The sequence below is a fragment of the Floccifex porci genome (genome assembly GCF_009696175.1).
In the GTDB taxonomy this organism is placed as follows: Bacteria; Bacillota_I; Bacilli_A; order Erysipelotrichales; family Erysipelotrichaceae; genus Floccifex; species Floccifex porci.
Genome location: NZ_VUMM01000001.1, coordinates 161,674 through 179,548, shown reverse-complemented (window position 1 = coordinate 179,548; position 17,875 = coordinate 161,674). Strand labels below are relative to the sequence as shown.

20 protein-coding genes are annotated in these 17,875 nt (G+C 33.9%); 3 read left to right on the top strand and 17 right to left on the bottom strand.

What is annotated here, in order from left to right; translation table 11 throughout:
* Positions 1-161 precede the first annotated feature (161 nt).
* Positions 162-1,346, top strand: coding sequence for an acetyl-CoA C-acetyltransferase (locus tag FYJ50_RS00820; RefSeq protein WP_154459142.1), 1,185 nt, complete (start codon positions 162-164; stop codon positions 1,344-1,346).
* 135 nt (positions 1,347-1,481) lie between these two features.
* On the top strand, positions 1,482-1,904 hold the full coding sequence (locus FYJ50_RS10605; protein ID WP_338082975.1) for an alpha/beta hydrolase: 423 nt from the start codon (positions 1,482-1,484) through the stop codon (positions 1,902-1,904).
* Positions 1,905-1,916: 12 nt separating this feature from the next.
* On the opposite strand, the gene rbfA is transcribed toward FYJ50_RS10605, so the two are convergent.
* The 7 genes from rbfA to gmk all read right to left on the bottom strand — a co-directional run bounded on the left by rbfA (position 1,917) and on the right by gmk (position 7,412).
* Positions 1,917-2,264, bottom strand: coding sequence for a 30S ribosome-binding factor RbfA (rbfA, locus tag FYJ50_RS00810; RefSeq protein ID WP_154459141.1), 348 nt, complete (start codon positions 2,262-2,264; stop codon positions 1,917-1,919).
* Between the two features lie 2 nt (positions 2,265-2,266).
* Positions 2,267-4,108: a translation initiation factor IF-2 gene (gene infB / locus FYJ50_RS00805; protein WP_154459140.1), complete on the bottom strand. Its 1,842-nt coding sequence runs from the start codon at positions 4,106-4,108 to the stop codon at positions 2,267-2,269.
* Positions 4,109-4,116: 8 nt separating this feature from the next.
* On the bottom strand, positions 4,117-4,407 hold the full coding sequence (locus FYJ50_RS00800; protein WP_154459139.1) for a L7Ae/L30e/S12e/Gadd45 family ribosomal protein: 291 nt from the start codon (positions 4,405-4,407) through the stop codon (positions 4,117-4,119).
* Positions 4,400-4,657, bottom strand: a complete 258-nt coding sequence (gene rnpM / locus FYJ50_RS00795) for an RNase P modulator RnpM (RefSeq protein WP_154459138.1) — start codon at positions 4,655-4,657, stop codon at positions 4,400-4,402. The genes FYJ50_RS00800 and rnpM overlap by 8 nt, the downstream gene beginning before the upstream one ends.
* Positions 4,658-4,665: 8 nt before the next feature.
* Entirely contained in the window at positions 4,666-6,258 is a 1,593-nt protein-coding gene (gene nusA / locus FYJ50_RS00790; protein WP_235900894.1) for a transcription termination factor NusA, read from the bottom strand.
* Between the two features lie 10 nt (positions 6,259-6,268).
* The gene (locus tag FYJ50_RS00785) at positions 6,269-6,727 is read right to left on the bottom strand and encodes a ribosome maturation factor RimP (RefSeq protein WP_154459137.1); all 459 of its coding nucleotides are present in this window, start codon (positions 6,725-6,727) and stop codon (positions 6,269-6,271) included.
* A gap of 106 nt (positions 6,728-6,833) precedes the next feature.
* Complete coding sequence (gene gmk, locus FYJ50_RS00780) at positions 6,834-7,412, bottom strand: guanylate kinase (RefSeq protein WP_154459136.1); 579 nt, start codon at positions 7,410-7,412, stop codon at positions 6,834-6,836.
* Positions 7,413-7,514: 102 nt separating this feature from the next.
* Here gmk and FYJ50_RS00775 point away from each other — a divergent pair, with 102 nt between their 5' ends.
* Positions 7,515-9,146: an Rqc2 family fibronectin-binding protein gene (locus FYJ50_RS00775; protein WP_154459135.1), complete on the top strand. Its 1,632-nt coding sequence runs from the start codon at positions 7,515-7,517 to the stop codon at positions 9,144-9,146.
* 2 nt (positions 9,147-9,148) lie between these two features.
* Here the strand turns inward: FYJ50_RS00775 and FYJ50_RS00770 are convergent, their stop codons facing one another.
* From FYJ50_RS00770 to rsxE, 10 genes are all read right to left on the bottom strand, one after another.
* Positions 9,149-10,366: a M24 family metallopeptidase gene (locus FYJ50_RS00770; RefSeq protein WP_154459134.1), complete on the bottom strand. Its 1,218-nt coding sequence runs from the start codon at positions 10,364-10,366 to the stop codon at positions 9,149-9,151.
* A gap of 75 nt (positions 10,367-10,441) precedes the next feature.
* Positions 10,442-12,079, bottom strand: coding sequence for a peptide ABC transporter substrate-binding protein (locus tag FYJ50_RS00765; protein ID WP_154459133.1), 1,638 nt, complete (start codon positions 12,077-12,079; stop codon positions 10,442-10,444).
* Positions 12,080-12,095: 16 nt separating this feature from the next.
* Positions 12,096-13,064, bottom strand: a complete 969-nt coding sequence (locus FYJ50_RS00760; protein WP_154459132.1) for an ABC transporter ATP-binding protein — start codon at positions 13,062-13,064, stop codon at positions 12,096-12,098.
* 2 nt (positions 13,065-13,066) lie between these two features.
* Complete coding sequence (locus tag FYJ50_RS00755) at positions 13,067-14,071, bottom strand: ABC transporter ATP-binding protein (RefSeq protein ID WP_154459131.1); 1,005 nt, start codon at positions 14,069-14,071, stop codon at positions 13,067-13,069.
* 13 nt (positions 14,072-14,084) lie between these two features.
* Positions 14,085-15,014 (bottom strand): ABC transporter permease, encoded by a 930-nt coding sequence (locus FYJ50_RS00750; protein WP_154459130.1) that lies wholly within the window; start codon positions 15,012-15,014, stop codon positions 14,085-14,087.
* A gap of 12 nt (positions 15,015-15,026) precedes the next feature.
* On the bottom strand, positions 15,027-15,944 hold the full coding sequence (locus FYJ50_RS00745; protein ID WP_276983760.1) for an ABC transporter permease: 918 nt from the start codon (positions 15,942-15,944) through the stop codon (positions 15,027-15,029).
* Positions 15,945-16,078: 134 nt separating this feature from the next.
* On the bottom strand, positions 16,079-16,384 hold the full coding sequence (locus FYJ50_RS00740) for a (Fe-S)-binding protein (RefSeq protein WP_154459129.1): 306 nt from the start codon (positions 16,382-16,384) through the stop codon (positions 16,079-16,081).
* The gene (locus tag FYJ50_RS10695; protein WP_268891852.1) at positions 16,381-16,503 is read right to left on the bottom strand and encodes a hypothetical protein; all 123 of its coding nucleotides are present in this window, start codon (positions 16,501-16,503) and stop codon (positions 16,381-16,383) included. The genes FYJ50_RS00740 and FYJ50_RS10695 overlap by 4 nt, the downstream gene beginning before the upstream one ends.
* A 65-nt stretch (positions 16,504-16,568) precedes the next feature.
* On the bottom strand, positions 16,569-17,147 hold the full coding sequence (locus FYJ50_RS00735) for an electron transport complex protein RnfA (protein WP_154459128.1): 579 nt from the start codon (positions 17,145-17,147) through the stop codon (positions 16,569-16,571).
* Complete coding sequence (gene rsxE, locus FYJ50_RS00730) at positions 17,144-17,866, bottom strand: electron transport complex subunit RsxE (RefSeq protein WP_154459127.1); 723 nt, start codon at positions 17,864-17,866, stop codon at positions 17,144-17,146. The genes FYJ50_RS00735 and rsxE overlap by 4 nt, the downstream gene beginning before the upstream one ends.
* Between the last annotated feature and the right edge of the window lie 9 nt (positions 17,867-17,875).

Sequence of the window (17,875 nt, the reverse complement as noted above, 5' to 3'; positions counted from 1 at the left end):
TTATATTCTACTCCTAATTTTGTTAGTGTCAATTCAATTGTGAATTGACAAACAAATAATTTCAAATGATTACTAACTTGTGAAAAAATTATTTTATCATTGATTTTCTATTTTTCGTGTGTTACCCTTAGGTGGTAGATAATACGGAGGGATTATATAACATGACAAAAAAAGTAGTCTTAGCCGGTGCATGTCGTACGGCTATTGGTAAAATGGGTGGAGCATTAAGCAATACACCTGCCCCAGAATTAGGAGCAATTGTAATTAAAGAAGCGTTGAATCGTGCTGGTGTTAAACCTGAACAAGTAGATGAAGTCTTAATGGGATGTGTTATTCAGGCAGCACAAGGTCAGAACGTAGCTCGTCAAGCTTCTATTAAAGCCGGTTTACCTATTGAAGTACCTGCAGTGACATTAAATGTAGTTTGTGGATCTGGTTTAAAATGTGTTAATGAAGCTGCTACAATGATCTTAGCTGGTCAGGCTGATATCGTAGTTGCTGGTGGTATGGAAAACATGTCAATGGCACCATATGCAATGACAAAAGCACGTTTTGGATATCGTATGAACAATGCTACAATCATTGATACAATGGTTAATGATGCATTAACAGATGCTTTCAATAATTATCATATGATGATTACAGCTGAAAATGTTTGTGATAAATATGGAATCACTCGTGAAGAACTGGATCAATTCTCTGCTGATTCACAACAAAAATGCGAAGCTGCTATCAATGCTGGTAAATTTGACGATGAAATCGTTCCAGTTCCAGTAAAAGTTAAAAAACAGATTGTAGAATTCAATAAAGATGAAGGACCTCGTCCTGGTACTACAGTTGAAACATTAGCTAAATTAAAATGCTGCTCAGGAAAAGCTGGCGGATTAATTACTGCTGGTAATGCTTCTGGTATCAATGATGGAGCTGCTGCTATAGTTGTAATGTCTGAAGAAAAAGCAAGAGAATTGGGTGTTAAACCAATGGCAACATGGGTTGCTGGTGCATTAGGTGGAGTTGAACCAGAAATCATGGGTGTTGGACCTGTTGCTGCCTGCAAAAAAGTATTTGCTCGTACAGGATATACAATTGATGATATCGACTTAGTTGAAGCAAACGAAGCTTTCGCTGCTCAATCCATTGCCGTTGCTCGTGATTTAAACTTTGACATGTCAAAAGTTAATGTTAATGGTGGAGCCATTGCATTAGGACATCCAGTTGGAGCAAGCGGTTGTCGTATTCTTGTAACATTGTTACATGAAATGCAGAAACGCGATGCAAAACGTGGTTTAGCTACATTATGTATCGGTGGAGGAATGGGTTGCGCTACTATCGTAGAACGCGATTAATTTCTAAGTTTAAGGATGCAGTTGCATCCTTTTTTTTATTGTAATTTCATAAACCCATTTATACAATAAAGTAAAAATGAGGTGTAGCTTATATTACATGAAAATCAATTTTTATCTTATAATAAACGAGATACTGTGTATGGATGGATTTATGTTCCTGCAAGTAAACCAAAAGGAATTATTCATATTATTCATGGTTTTGGTGAACATTCCCGCAGTTATTTACATATGTGGGGTGACTGGGGTTATTCTGGTATCCATACTATGATGGAGGATGAATATTCCCTTTTGAAGATCACAAAAGAAAAATATCCAGATCTTCCTTATTTCTTATTTGGCCACAGTATGGGATCTTTCATTGCCAGAGATTTTATTTCAAAATGTGGAAATGAATTAAGTGGTCAGGGTGTTTATGAAACATCAAATTTATTAATTGATACAGGTCATAATGTTCAGACAAAATTATATTCTGGATATCGTCATGAAATTCATAATTATAAAGAAATTAAAAATGAAGTTGTTCAAGGTATAATCGAATTTTTTAATTCCTGTCTATAACAAAAAAAGGGGTTATTCCCCTTTTCCATTCATATTTTTTAATATAGATTCAATTTTATTTCCTTTTTCTAAACTAGTATCCTGAATAAATATTAAATCTGGCATTTTACGTATTTTAATTCGTTTAGCTAAAGTTGAACGGATATATCCTTTTGACTTCTGTAAAATACGCATTCCTGCATCGTTTCTTTCCTGTTTTCCTAAAAATGTAACATATACTTTAGCAACACTTAAATCTTTTGTACATTGTACATCTGTAACCGTTACAAATCCTAATTTAGGATCTTTTAAATCAAACTGTAAAATATTTGATATTTCCCGATGCAGGATCATATCTAAACGTTCTTGTTTTACTGACATAATTAAACTTCCTGATCTTCATACATTTCAATGATATCATCAATTTTAATATCATTAAAATTCGCAATCGTCATACCACATTCAAATCCAGTATTGACTTCTTTTACATCATTTTCAAAACGTCTTAAAGAACCCAATTGTCCGGTATAAACAACAATACCATCACGAATTAAACGAATCTTACTGTCACGTTTGGCAATACCATATGTAATCATACATCCAGCTACCGTACCAACTTTTGATACTTTATATGTTTGTCTTACTTCCGCCTGTCCAATTACAACTTCTTCATAAACAGGTGCCAGCAGACCTTTCATAGCAGATTCTAATTCTTCTAAGGCTTTGTAGATAATGTTGTGTAAACGAATTTCAACCCCTTCTTCTTCTGCTTTTTTACGAATTGCAGCATTTGGACGAATGTTAAATCCGTAAATGATCGCATTGGAAGCTGTAGCCAGCATAATATCAGATTCTGTAATCGTTCCAACTGTTGAACGAATAACACTGACACGAACATTTCCCACTTCTAGTTTTTCAATAGAAGCTTTTAAAGCTTCCGCACTTCCCTGTACGTCAGCTTTGATCAGAATATTGATTTCCTGCATTTCTCCCTGATCAATTTTACGTGCTAAATCTTCTAAAGACATTGCACTTGTCTGATTTCTTTCTTTTAATATCTGTTTTTCTAATCGATGAGATGCAATTTCCTGTGCTTTTTTATATGTATCGTAAGCCATGAATACATCTCCAGCTCTAGGAACATCATTCAATCCGATAATTTCAACTGGCATACTTGGTTTAGCCGCCTTAATTTCCATACCACGGTCATTTGTTAATTTACGAATACGTCCATAACATGTACCAACAACGATACTGTCTCCTGCTTTTAATGTACCTCTTTGAACCAGCAAAGTTGCAACCGGACCTCTTCCTTTATCCAGTTTTGCTTCAACAACAGTACCACTTGCCAGTTGATCTGGATTGGCTTTTAATTCCTGCATTTCTGCAACCAGCAATACTGTTTCCAGTAAATCAGAAACTCCTTCTCCCGTTTTTGCTGAAATAGGAACAAAAATCGTTTCTCCACCCCATTCTTCAGGCATTACACCATTTTCAGCCATTTCAGAATTAATACGATCAATATTGGCTCCTGGTTTATCAATTTTATTTACCGCTACTACAATTGGAACTCCAGCTGCTTTGGCATGGTCAATGGCTTCTTTTGTTTGAGGCATAACTCCATCGTCTGCTGCTACAACAATAATAACGATATCAGTAATCTGAGCTCCTCGAGCACGCATAGCGGTAAAAGCTTCATGTCCTGGTGTATCCAGAAAAGTAACTTTTTTCCCTTTAACACTAACCTGATAAGCTCCTATATGCTGGGTAATTCCTCCAAATTCACCACTTGTGACATTGGTTTTACGAATAGTATCCAGCAAAGTCGTTTTACCATGGTCAACATGACCCATAATGGTAATAATTGGTGGACGTGATACCATCTTGGATTCATCTTCATGCATAGATTCAATTTGTTCTTCAATGTTGTCTTCTTCAATCACAATTTCTTTTTCGACTTCAATACCAAATTCTAAACATATAATTTCAATATCTTCATCGGATAAAACGGTGTTTATAGTAGACATATTTCCCATCATAAATAAAAATTTGATGATGTCTGAACTTTTTTTATGCATTAATTCTGCTAATTGTCCAACTGTAAGAGTATCACTGTATGTAATCTTTTTTACTTCTTCGCGTTTTACTGCATTAGATACTCGATTGTTTTTTTGTGGCTTTCCTTTAAACTTCTTTTTGTTGTTTCTGTTTTGTTGCTGAGCCATACAATCACCTATCCTTTCTCTATATTCATAATCATTTCCGCAAATTTCTGATCTGTAATTGCTAAAGACTGAATATTTTTTTGCGTAATCTGATTGAAAAACAATTCATTTAATTCGATGCATTCAATTTTATAGTATGCACATTTATCTTTCAGTTTCTTTTTTCGATTTAAACCACATGCACTTGAATATACGACAAGTTTTGCTTTCTGATTCTGTATAGAAGGAATCAGATCACTTCCTGTACTCGTCTTTCCACAACGAAGTGCAAGCTGACAATAATTTACAATTTTATTCACTGCATAGCTCCATTAACTGTGAATAAATATCATCTGGGATGTCACATTCTAAAGCACGATTCAGTGCATGATTTTTTTGAGCCAGCGTTACAATTTCTTTACTTAATTTTAAATAAGCACCATGGCCATTCTTTTTTCCTGTTATATCGACAACAATTTCGTTTTCAGGTGTTCGAACCACACGAATCAATTCTTTTTTAGGATATCTTTCCTGTGTTACAACACATTTTCTCATTGGAATTTTTCTCATAAATGCTCCTAATCGTAATATTCATCGTATTGCTCATAATCAATATCTTCATCCCATTTGTTTTCTTCATCCTCATCATCATACTCTTCTTCCATTTCAAGAAGTTCTTCTTCTGTATAAATAGGCTGAATCTGTTCAAATTTTGGTTTTTTAATAACGATTTCTTCTTTTTCTTCCTGTTTTTTCTTTGGAGCTGGTTCCACTTCATTTTTATTGGAAGCATCTGCAAATTCTTCAAATTTAGAAACATATTCTTTGTTTCCAATAGAAGCTTTTTCTTTTCTTAATTCTTTTGCAATGCGTGCAGCTTCTTCCATCTCATTCATTTTCTGCTCTTGTTCTAAAGCAAATAAAGTATCTTCATCATGGAAATCTGATTCATCCAATACATCTGGTTCATCATATGTAAAATCAATTTCATCAATGACATCCATAGTATCTTCTTTTGCAACTTTTAATTCATCTATCTTCTGTTGCTGTTTATAAGCTCTTTCTTTTGCTTTCTTTTCTTCATATTCTTTTTGCATCTGAGCAGAAATACTCATATAATCAATACCCGCTTCCTTCATTTCAGATTCCGATTTGATATCAATTTTCTGATTTGTTAATTTAACGGCTAAACGAGCATTTTTCCCTCTTTTACCAATTGCCAAAGATAATTGATTATCTGGTACAACAACGATTAAACCATCTTTCACACGATCATTTGGAACAACCGCAACGGCTTCACTTGGACTTAACGCATTTGAAATTAAATCAGTAACATTGTCTGACCATTCAAAGATATCAATTTTTTCACCATGCAGCTCATTGATAATGGCCTGTACACGAGCTCCTCTAGGACCAATACATGCACCAATTGGATCAATATTTTCATTATGAGAATAAACTGCAATTTTACATCTTTCACCTGGATCACGGGCAATGGCTTTTATTTCAATGGTTCCGTTATAAATTTCTGGTACTTCTTTTTCAAATAAACGTCTGACTAAAACAGAAGTTCCTCTCGATACTAGAACTTGAGCCCCTTTTGTGTCCTTGTTTACTTCTTTAATGATTACCAGAATTTTCTGACCTTCTTTATAAGTCTCATTGGGCATAGCCTGTGAACGTTTCATCATAGCTAAAGTTTTACCAATATTGACAATAATAAATTTTTCTTCAACAGTTTCAATTGTACCCAAAACCATTTCATCGATTTTGTCACAATATTCTTCATATACCAGTTGTTTTTCAGCTTCACGAATTTTTTGTTTCATAACATTCTTAGCCAGAACAACGGCTGCTCGATCAAATCCAGAAAAATCAACTTTTTCTCCAATCATGTCATCAATTTGAGCATTAGGATTTAATTTACGAGCGTCTTCTAAAGAAATTTCCAATTCATCATCATAAACTTCTTCTACAACAATTCTTTCATGATAGATTTCAATTTCTCCATTTACAATTTCCACTCTTACATAAGCATCCTGAATATTGATCTGCTTACGATAAGCTTTCTGCATTGCTTCTTTTAAAGCTTCTTCTACTACTTCTTTCGGTAATTTACGTCCTGTTTCAACACCTGTTAAAGCAGCTGCTAAACTCATTTCTTGCTTCATTTTCTTCTCCTTATATTTTTACTGCTGTCATAATGAATTCTATATTTTCTTTATCAACTACAATTTTTTTATTTCTGGTTTTTTCTTTATAAGAAATAGTGACCGAACTTTCATCCGCTTCCAGTAAATCCCCTGTCACACAATCTAAACCATTTTTAGGATTTTTAAATTTTACATGAACATAACTTCCAATCGCATTCTGGATCTGTTCATCATTCTTTAATTCTTTTTCTGCCCCAGGTGAACAAACTTCCAGCATATATTCATTCTGGTACCAGTCTTTTTCATCTAACATAGTGGAAATTACATCTGAACAAAGTGCACAGGCATCTAAATCCACTGTACCATTTATTTTTTCAATTGATATTCTTAATAAAGGTGGATTCTGATTTGTTAACCATTCAATTTCATATAGACTACAACCATTTTCTGCCAATAAAGGTTCAATCCATTCTTTTAAATGATCCATATTTTTCTCCTTTTCCAAAATTAAGGAGTGGTTTTACCCACTCCTTTTTTTCTATCGATAAAAATTTATCATAATTTACATCATAATTCAAGTATAAAACTATAAATCATTTATTTTCTTCAATTTCTATATTACGATAAATAATTGTTTGAATTAAGTCCGCCGCTAATTTAGGATCATCGTTACAAACAATATATTTATACTGGTTAACCAATTTTAATTCCTTTTCAGCTTTAGCCAGTCTTTGCTGTACAATTTCTTCTGGTTCCGATTTACGTCCACGAATCCGATTTTCCAGTTCTTCCATTGAAGGAGGAATAATAAAAATACTAATCGCATCTGGACATTTTTCCTGTACCTGTTTTGCTCCCTGTACTTCGATTTCCAATAAAACATTTTTACCTTCATCTCGTAATCGATTGACCTCTTTTAAAGGAGTTCCATAATAATTCCCAACAAATTCAGCATATTCCAATAATTCGCCTTTTTGAATGGATTGTATAAATTGTTCTCGAGTTACAAAGAAATAATCTTTTCCATCAATTTCCCCTTCACGAGGCTTACGTGTTGTCATAGAAGTAGAATACGCAAGATTTAAATCTTTATTGGCTTCAAAATATTTACGAACCGTTCCTTTTCCAACACCACTTGGACCACTGATAATAATCAATAAACCACGTTTCATATAACTCTCCTTTTCTTATTATTATACAATTTCAAATAATAATAATCAAAGATTTTTATAAAACAATGATTAATGTTATAATGTCTGCCAGGAGGGTTTAAAATGGCTCTAGATGGATTATTGCTTCATACAATTACAAATCAATTAAAAAATATGGTACCCTGTAAAATAGGTAAAATACAGAATATTAGTGAAGAAGAAATACAGATTCATCTTCATAATCCTGAATATGGAAATCAGAAACTTGTTATAAATGTACATTCGAATACAAATCGTATTTATATTACGGAATCCATAACTACAACTCTAAATAGTCCAAGTAATTTTGTAATGGTTCTTCGTAAGAATATATCACAGGGAACGATAGAATCAATTGAACAGATTGATTACGATCGTATCCTTTGTTTAACTATTACATCATATAATGAATTTCAGGATCTGGTAAAACATAAATTATATATCGAATTGATGGGAAAATATGCAAATATTTTATTAGTAAAAGAAAATCGAATTATAGATGCTTTAAAACGTATTCCAGTATACGAAAATTCAAAACGTCTGATTCACCCTGGTGCAATCTATTCCCTTCCAGATCCTGGAGTAAAACAGGATCCGCTTCATCCTGTTTCAATTGATTTTGAACAGTCGCTTGTTAAACAGGTTTATGGATTTTCACCATTATTATCCAATGAATTTCAATATCGTATTAATCAGCTTCATGAAGATTATGGATCGATTATAAAGGATTTATTACAATCTGATTCTTTATATGTATATGAATCCGACTTTCATTGTATTGAGTGTAAACATCTTCATAAACCCTATAGAAAATTTCCATTAATGAATGGTTTATCTATCTTGTATAAAGAAGATGAAACGAAAATACGCTTAAAAGAACAATGTGGAGATGTATTTAAAGCTGTACAGAAAGAGAAAAATAAAAACATTCGTAAACTTCCTAAATTAAATAAAAGTTTAGAAGAATCTTTTAATTATCAGAAATATCAGGAATATGGAGATTTATTATTCTGTTATATGAATGAAATTGAAAAAGAAAAAGTCGTTATACTTCCTTCTTTTACAGATGGAACAGATGTTAAGATTCCTATCGATATGCGTTATGATTTAAAGGAAAATGCGAACAAATATTATCAGAAATATCATAAGATGAAACGCAGCCAGATTGTTTTAAAGCAGCAAATTGAAAACTGCAAAAAGGAAATTGACTATTTTACACAATTGGAAGAACAGCTGATGCACTGTAGTATAGAAGATGCGATGGAAATTCGAGAAGAACTGACTCAGCAGAAAATTTTAAAACCAAAAAATATTAAAAAGAAGAAAAAGAATAAACCAAATATACTTCATCTTAAATTTGACAATTATGATATTTATGCAGGAAAAAACAATATTCAGAACAACTACATTACACATCGATTGGCACATAAGCAGGATTTATGGTTTCATGTAAAAGATTATCACGGAAGTCATGTTTTATTGAAAAGTGAAGAATATAATGAAGAAAATATTCGTTTATGTGCAAATCTGTCAGCATATTTTTCTAAAGGAAAAGAATCCAGCAGTGTCCCTGTAGACTATTGTACTGTATCTCAATTGAAAAAAGTACCTGGTTCCAAAATTGGTTTTGTGACAATGAAAAGCTATAAAACAATATATATTGATCCAGAACCAGAAAAAATTGAAACTATAATAAAGACCTATCGTGTTCGATAGGTCTATTTAATGAGTGTTATCTGGTCTCTATTTTTATATAAGAAACGGGCTCCTTTATCCGTTACAGATATCGTTTCTTCTAAATAATATACAATAGAATCCACAGTTACATTCAATTCCAGTGCATAACATGTATTATTGGATACTTCTACATCTCCTTTTACTGGAATTTCTTCCTGTTGAGAATATAAACCGATTGTAGGCCCTGGACCATGTCCATACATGTTGCAAGGATGAGAATATAAAACAGCCTGAATATTTTCTTCTATTGCCTGTTTTAAAGATGCTGTAAAAACTTCATTTCCAGTTCTTCCTGGTTTTAGATTTTCTAATACAATATCCTGAAAACGATTTCCCACTTTCATTCCCAGTTTTAGTTTTTCTGGAATGCTTTCTTCATTATCTTTTGCTACATAGGCCAATCTTTGCGTATCCGTGCACATATTCATATAACGAATCCCAAAATCACAATGTAACAGATCCCCTTTTTCAATAACACAATGTTCCATACGAGTGGATGTTCCATTTTCTCTTTGAAGGTCCATAGTCGGTTCAAACCAGTATTCCAATCCATACTGATTAACTTTTTCTTTCATAAACCATACCAGATCATCACATGTTGTAACACCAGGATGAATCGTATTTGTTGTATACATTTCTTCCATAATCGAATGCGCAACTTCCATAATTTCAGGCATCATCTGCATTTCCGTAGGCGTTCTTAATTCCATTAATTTAATTGCTAAAAAATCATCACAAATCATACGATCCAGCCATTTCTCAGATAAATTTTCAAGGAACATCGTATAAATTCCCATAGATAAACCATCATTAAAACTAAAATTCATAGATGTATTGATTGCAATCTTTTCAGGATCATATTTTTTTAATAATCGATTTAAAGCATCCATCTGAGTTTCTTTTCCATGTTTATAATATGGTTCATAATATAATTCTAAACTTTCATCTGGCATACTTAAAGAATAACGATGAATATAATCCTCTTCTTTTACAAATACAAACATAGTAATTCGTCTAGCTGTTGGATAATCTGGTGGCGTTAAAGCTCTGAATAAAGGATCTTCATTGTATTCTTTACATGCGATGATCCACATATCTGCCTGAGAATTAAACATCACTTCAGGTAAAAGAATATCCAATCTTTCTTTTAAACATTTAGACTGAATCTCATATTGTTCTTTTAGAGAACGAATTTTCATAAATACCTCCCTATATAAAAAGCTACCTTAATGGTATCACTAAAGTAGCTTAATTCCTATTCATTTGTTTAATACTTATTCAAAATAAGCACGAGATAAATCGTAATGTCCTTCAGGAGAAGAAACAATTCCTTTTAAGTTGCTCTTCTTTAAGTAAGGTTCAGAGTAACCAATTAATGGTACGATATAAGCCTGATCTTCAACTAAATATCTTTCAGCTTCACCTAATTTTTCCAAACGTTTAGCTGGATCAGCTTCCGCATTGGCAGCATCAATCATACCTTCATAAGTTGCATCGTCTGTTAAGTTACCAGCTGTATCTTTACCATATAACATTTCTAAGTAAGTCATTGGATCGAAGTAGTCAGCTGTCATAGCATGACGGAACATTTCTCCATCACCTTTGTCACGAGCATCAAAGAATGTAGATTTTTCTGTAGAAGTACATTTCAAATTAATGTAGATTTCTTTTAAGTTAGCCTGTAATACTTGGGCAATGTTTTTGTGCATAGCTGTGTCATTGTATTTGTATTCAATTGTTAACATGTTATCTGCACTATAACCTTTGTCTTCCATAATCTTCTTAGCAGCGTCTAAATCGTATTTAGTTTCGTCACCAGTTTCTTCACGGAAGTCACCAGTTGCACCTGGAATACCACTTGGAACATATCCATATAAAGGATAAGCAGCTTCACCGTATCCAGAAGCTTGTGCTACTTCGTCACGGTTAATAGCCCATGAAATCGCATGACGGATATCTGCATCTTTTAATGCTTTTAATCCTTCAGTAGATTCATCATTTTCATTTCCGCAGTTTAATAAAATATAGTAGTTACATACAAATGGATCGATGATATAAACTTGTTCTTTTAATTCATCAGATGCATAAATTGTTTCAGGGTTACAAGAAGTCGCAAAATCCAATTGATCTGATTGGAAAGCAGAAACTTCAGAATCCTGATCAGACATAACTGTGTATTCAATAGAATTTAATTTTATTTCATCTACTAAATAGTAATTTTCATTCTTAGTTAATGTTACACCAGCTGCATAATCAACAGAAGTAGCAGTAAATGCACCATCTACAGGATAATCTGTACCTTTAGCCCAAGAATCATCTAGTGGATTTTCACCAACAACATCTTCACGTACAGGATAGAAAACATTACTTACTAATACAGATGTAAAGTAAGGAACTTTTTCTTTTAATGTGATTTGAATTGTGTGGTCATCTAATGCTACCGCACCAAAATCAGTCATTTTGTTGAACGCATCTGGATCTGTAGAACCATCGATGGCACCTGCGATGTATTTAGTGATAAACATTGAATAGTAAGCATTTGCAGTACCTAATGCAGACGCACGTTTCCAAGCGTAGATGAAATCATCCGCTGTTAAGTCTTCACCATCAGACCATTTTGCATCTTCTGTAAATTTGATTGTATAAGTTAATCCATCTTCACTTACTTCTGGTAAATCTTCAGCTAATACAGGAACTGTATTCCCATTTTTATCCAATTTATACAATCCATCATACATTGAATTTAAGATATTGGCATCGATAGAAGCATCTACTTTTGCAGGGTCTAATGTATTGATATCCCCACCAACACCTACACGTAGAGTATCAGAACCAGAATCTGAACCCCCACAACCAGCTAACATTGTTGCAGCCATCGCAAAACTAACTGCACCAGTTAATACTTTTTTCATTTTCTTTTCTCCTTTTTTACTCGTCAAATAAATGACATGCTACCTGACGATCTCCTACTTTTCTCATAGCAGGTTTTTCAGATGCACATCGATCCATCACTTTAGGACAACGTGTTCTAAATACGCATCCTGAAGGTGGATTAATTGGACTCGGAAGTTCTCCTTCAAGAACGATTCTTTGTCTTTCACGCGCTGTTTTTGGATCTGGAATAGGAACAGATGATAACAACGCTTGTGTATAAGGATGCATAGGTTGACGATAAAGAAGTTCTGCATCCCCAACTTCGACTAAATTTCCTAAATACATTACCCCGATTCGATCTGAAATATGTTTAACCATACTTAAATCGTGAGCAATGAATAGATAAGAAATTCCCATCTCTTTTTGAAGTTCCTCTAATAAGTTAATAACCTGTGCCTGAATGGAAACATCAAGAGCCGAGATTGGTTCGTCGCAAACAATAAATTTAGGATTTAAAGCCAATGTACGGGCAATTCCTATACGTTGTCTTTGTCCTCCAGAGAACTCATGTGGATATCTACGGATATGATCCGGTTTCAATCCAACTATTTCTAATAGCTCACGAACACGAGCTTCTCTTTCTTCTTTTGTACCAATGTTATGAATATCCATTGGTTCACGTATAATTTCTCCTACAGTCATACGTGGATTTAATGAAGCATATGGATCCTGGAAGATCATTTGAACATCCTGTTTAAACTGTTTCAACTGATCACCTTTAATCGTATCAATATCCACCCCATTATAATAAATATGACCATCAGTAATTTTATTGATTTTTACAATTGCACGTCCTGTTGTAGACTTTCCACATCCAGATTCCCCAACAAGACCAAAAGTTTCATTTTCGTAAACGGTTAAATTTAATCCGTCAACGGCTTTTACAAGAGGAGCTTTTTTAATAAAACCTCCACCTCCAAAATATACTTTTAAATCTTTAATTTCTAATATTGGTTTTGGCATAATTATTCTCCCTTCCCTTGTGCAAGTGGATGAGACAACCAGCAGGAACAAGTATGTGTGTTAGAATATTGTTTTTCTTCTGGCATTCTCATTTTGCAGATTTTCATTGCTTTTTCGCAACGATCCGCAAATGGGCAATAATTTTCTATATTTAACAAATCAGGAGGAGATCCAGGGATTGGATGCAGCTCTTTCTTTTCTTTTTCTTCTGGATTTGAAATACAAGACAACAATCCAATTGTATATGGATGTTTTGGATCGTAAAAAATTTCATCAGCTGTTCCACTTTCTACAACCTTACCACCATACATAATATTAATACGATCACAGATACTGGCAACAACACCTAAGTCATGTGTAATCATAATAATACCGGAATCAATTTCATCTTTTAAATGTGCAATCAGATCCAAAACCTGTGCCTGAATGGTAACATCCAGAGCCGTTGTTGGTTCATCGGCAATAATGATTTTAGGATTGCATGCTAAGGCAATCGCAATAATAATACGTTGTCTCATACCACCTGAAAATTCAAATGGATATTGATTTAAACGAGTTTCTGGGGAAGGAATTCCTACTTTTCTCATCAATTCAATAGCACGAGCTTCCGCTTCCTGTTTTGAAACATCATTATGATTTAAAATAGGTTCGATTAATTGCGTACCAATTTTTAATACTGGATTTAAAAATGTCATTGGATCCTGGAAAATCATAGCCATGTCATTTCCACGAATGGAAGACATTAAACTTTCATAATCCTTTGGACTGTAATTTTTAGGAGAAATATCTTTACCATCAATTTTTATGTCTCCTTCTGTAACTTCACCATTACCACTTAACAGACCCATAATGGAAAACATCGTTTGACTCTTACCAGAACCAGATTCACCTACAATACCCAATACTTCACCTTTTTCAACTTTAAAAGAAACATCACGAACCGCTTTTACCGCTCCGTTTTCCGTTTTGAATTCAGTGGATAAATGATTTACTTCTAACATAGCCATAATTCAAAACCTCCTATTTCTTTTTAGGATCTAAGGCATCCCCTAGTCCATCACCAATAAAATTCAATGCTAACATAGTCAAACAAATGGCTAAAATAGGCCACATACATTCAAGAGGACGTGTCGCTACTAAACCTTTAGCATCGTTAGCCAATGTACCCCAGGAAGCCTGAGGAACACTTAATCCAATTCCTAAATATCCCAATGTTGCTTCAGAGAAGATTGCCGCTGGTACCAGCATAGTAAACTGAACAATGATAGGTCCCATTGAATTTATGATTAAATGCTTAAATAAAATTCTCTTTGGACTGGCACCTAATACAAAAGCCGCCAGTGAGAATTCCTGCTCTTTTAAAGTTAATACCTGAGCACGAACCTGTCGGGACATTCCCATCCAGCTAGAAATAGAAATACCCAGCAAAATTGAGAACATACTTGGTTCAAATACAACAACAATTAAAATTACATATAAAGTATCCGGAATGGAATACATACAGTCAACAATACGCATCATGACCATATCCACTTTTCCACCAACATAACCAGAAATACCACCGTAAATAACTCCAACTACCAATGCGATAAGGGCAGCAATTACACCAACGCTCAAAGAAATACGCCCACCACACATTACACGTACCAGAATATCACGACCAAATCGGTCAGTTCCCATTGGATGAGCTAATGTAGGATTCTGACTGGCAACGGCCATATTCTGTGCATCATAAGAATATGGTGAAACCATTGGAATTACGATACAGCAGACAACCATAATGGCCAGAAAACACAGACCCGCTAAGGCCAGCTTATTCTGTTTAAATCTTGACCATGCATCCTGAAAATAAGTTTTACTTTCATAAGCAATTTTTTCTGCATTTTTATCTGAATCATCCAGACGTTCAAATAAATCAGGAGTTATTTCAAAATTTTTATTCTCTTCCATTCTGTTCCCTCCTTACTTCAATTTAATACGCGGATCGATCATTGCCGACAAAATATCGGATAATAAGTTAAATGTAATAATGATAATTCCTAAGAAAATGGTAACACCCATTATGACTGTATAGTCACGGTCTGTAACACAGGTAATGAATGTCTTTCCGATTCCAGGAATAGAGAATGCATTTTCAATAACAAATGAACCTGTTAATAAGAAAGCAAACATAGGCCCACAATATGTAATAACTGGAAGCATTGCATTTTTCAAGGCATGCTTAATTACTACTTTTTTATATGGAGTTCCTTTTGATCGAGCTAAAATTATATAATCCTGTTTCATAACTTCCAAAAGTGAACTTCTTGTCAATCGTGCAATCATCGCAATTGGATATAACGATAAGGAAATGGCTGGTAAAATATAATTGGCAGGTTTTGTTAAACCAACAAATGGAAGCCATTTTAATTCAACTCCAAATACAATAATCAGTAACATGGCAATTAGAAAAGATGGAACACTGACCCCAATAGTCGCTACGATCATACATAAATTATTGATCCATTTTTTCTTAGATAATGCAGCGGCCGCGCCAAGAGATATTCCTCCAAAAACAGATAGTATAAAGGCTACCACTCCTAAACGAGCTGTAACTGGGAAACCATGTTTAATATAATACCAGACAGTATTCCCCTGGTGAACCATACTTTCACCCAAATCTCCATGAGCTAAATCACTCATATAAAGGACATACTGTTCCATAATTGGCTTATCCAGATTATATTTTGCTTTAGCTGCTGCAAGTGCTTCTGGACTTTTATACTTTTCAGCACTGAATGGCGAACCAGGTGTAATTTTCATTAAGAAAAATGTAGCTGTTGCCAAAATAAAAAGAGTTATAAATCCAATAAGCACACGCTTTACAATGTATTTAAACACTTCATTCACATCCTCTCAGTAATAATATACTTTATTATACATAAATCTTGAAAACCTTTCAATAAATGAAATTAATTTTCATTATTATAAAAAAGCACATGAAAACTTTTTATTTTCATGCGCCTTTGCATTTATTATCCTTTTATATTCACTGTAGTACCATCTGGACCAGGTGTACTGGCCAGATAATCGATAATTTCCTGTTTTTTATCAGCCTTGCATGGTTTACATAAAAAAGTTGAAACTTCTTTATCTACCATTGCCTGTGCTAAAGAAGAACATCCTGCATATCCACATCCACCACAATTATAATTTGGTAAAAGTGCAGATACTTTTTCTACTCGAGGATCGGCTTCCACTTTTAAGAATTTATCTGCAATTCCTAAACCGACTCCTAAAAGAGCCCCCAATCCCAACATAACAATTATCGCATAAATCATTGGTCTGTTTCCTTCTTTCTATAATGTGCCGGATTATTCGTACATGAATAATCATGACAACCTTCACAATCTGCTTTTAAATTTTCGCATCCTTCTGGTAAAGGAGTTCTTTTATTCATTAGATATAATACAATATATAGAGAGACCATTACCAGAAAAAATAATATTGCCAGTATCGTTTTCATTAAACAATTCCTGCAAGACCACTAAAAGCCATCGCCATAATGGCAGCAACGATCAAAGCAATTGGATTTCCCAGAAAGGATCGAGGAACTTCACTTGTTTCCAGTCTTTCTCGAATGCTGGAGAAAATATAAAGAACCAGAGCAAATCCCAATGGTGTACCAATTGAATAAACCAGCATCTGGGCAATTCCATATCCATTTGATATATTTGCCAGACAACAATTCAATACAACGCAGTTTGTTGTGATCAAAGGAAGGTATACACCTAATGATTTATATAAAGATGGACTTGTTTTCTTAATAAACATTTCACACAATTGCACTAATGATGCAATCACAAGAATAAAAGTAATCAGTTTCATATATTCGATATGAAGAGGAACTAAAACCAGATAATATAGAGCATACGTAACAATGGAAGCTACCACAATGACAAATACAACAGCAACTCCCATACCCAGTGCAGAGTTTCTTTTCTTAGAAACTCCCATAAATGGGCACATACCTAAAAACTGATTTAAGATTGCATTATTGATCAGTACACTTGTAACCAGTAAAGTACATAATTCACGAATCATACAGCTTTTGCTCCTTTCTTAGCTTCTAAAGCTGCTGCTTTTTTAGCTTCCATTTCCTTTTTCTTTGCTTCTTTTTCCTCTAAAGCAATGTGATCGGCTTCTTTATTTTTCATCAAAGCAACTACAGCCGCTAAAATTGCAAATGTCACAAAGGCACCTACAGAAGAGCCAAACATGCTGATTGTATATTCTTCAGGTATAATACTGAAACTGAATAGTACCTGGGATACATTAAATGGATTTGTAATAGTACATCCTCCTGTTGCCAATAATTCGCGAAGAAATGACATCACAACAACGGCCAGAGTGTATCCTAAACCCATTCCTAATCCATCAATAGCTGAATCCAGTACGTTATTTTTACTGGCAAAGGCTTCTGCACGTCCTAAAATAATACAGTTTACGACAATCAATGGGATAAATACACCTAAACTGTCATTTAATGAAGGTGCAAATGCCTGAATCAGCATTTGAATGATCGTAACAAGTGATGCAATAATCACAATATATACCGGGATACGGATTTCATCTGGTGTGATTTTTCGAATGCAGGAAATGATCACATTTGATAGAATCAAAACCATAATAACAGCCGCTCCCATTCCTATGGCATTATTTACAGTTGTTGTAATAGCCAATGTAGAACAGATTCCTAAGTACAGAGAAAATACAGGATTGTCTTTAATTAAACCTGCTTTAAAATTCTTCCAGCGATTCATAAAAACACC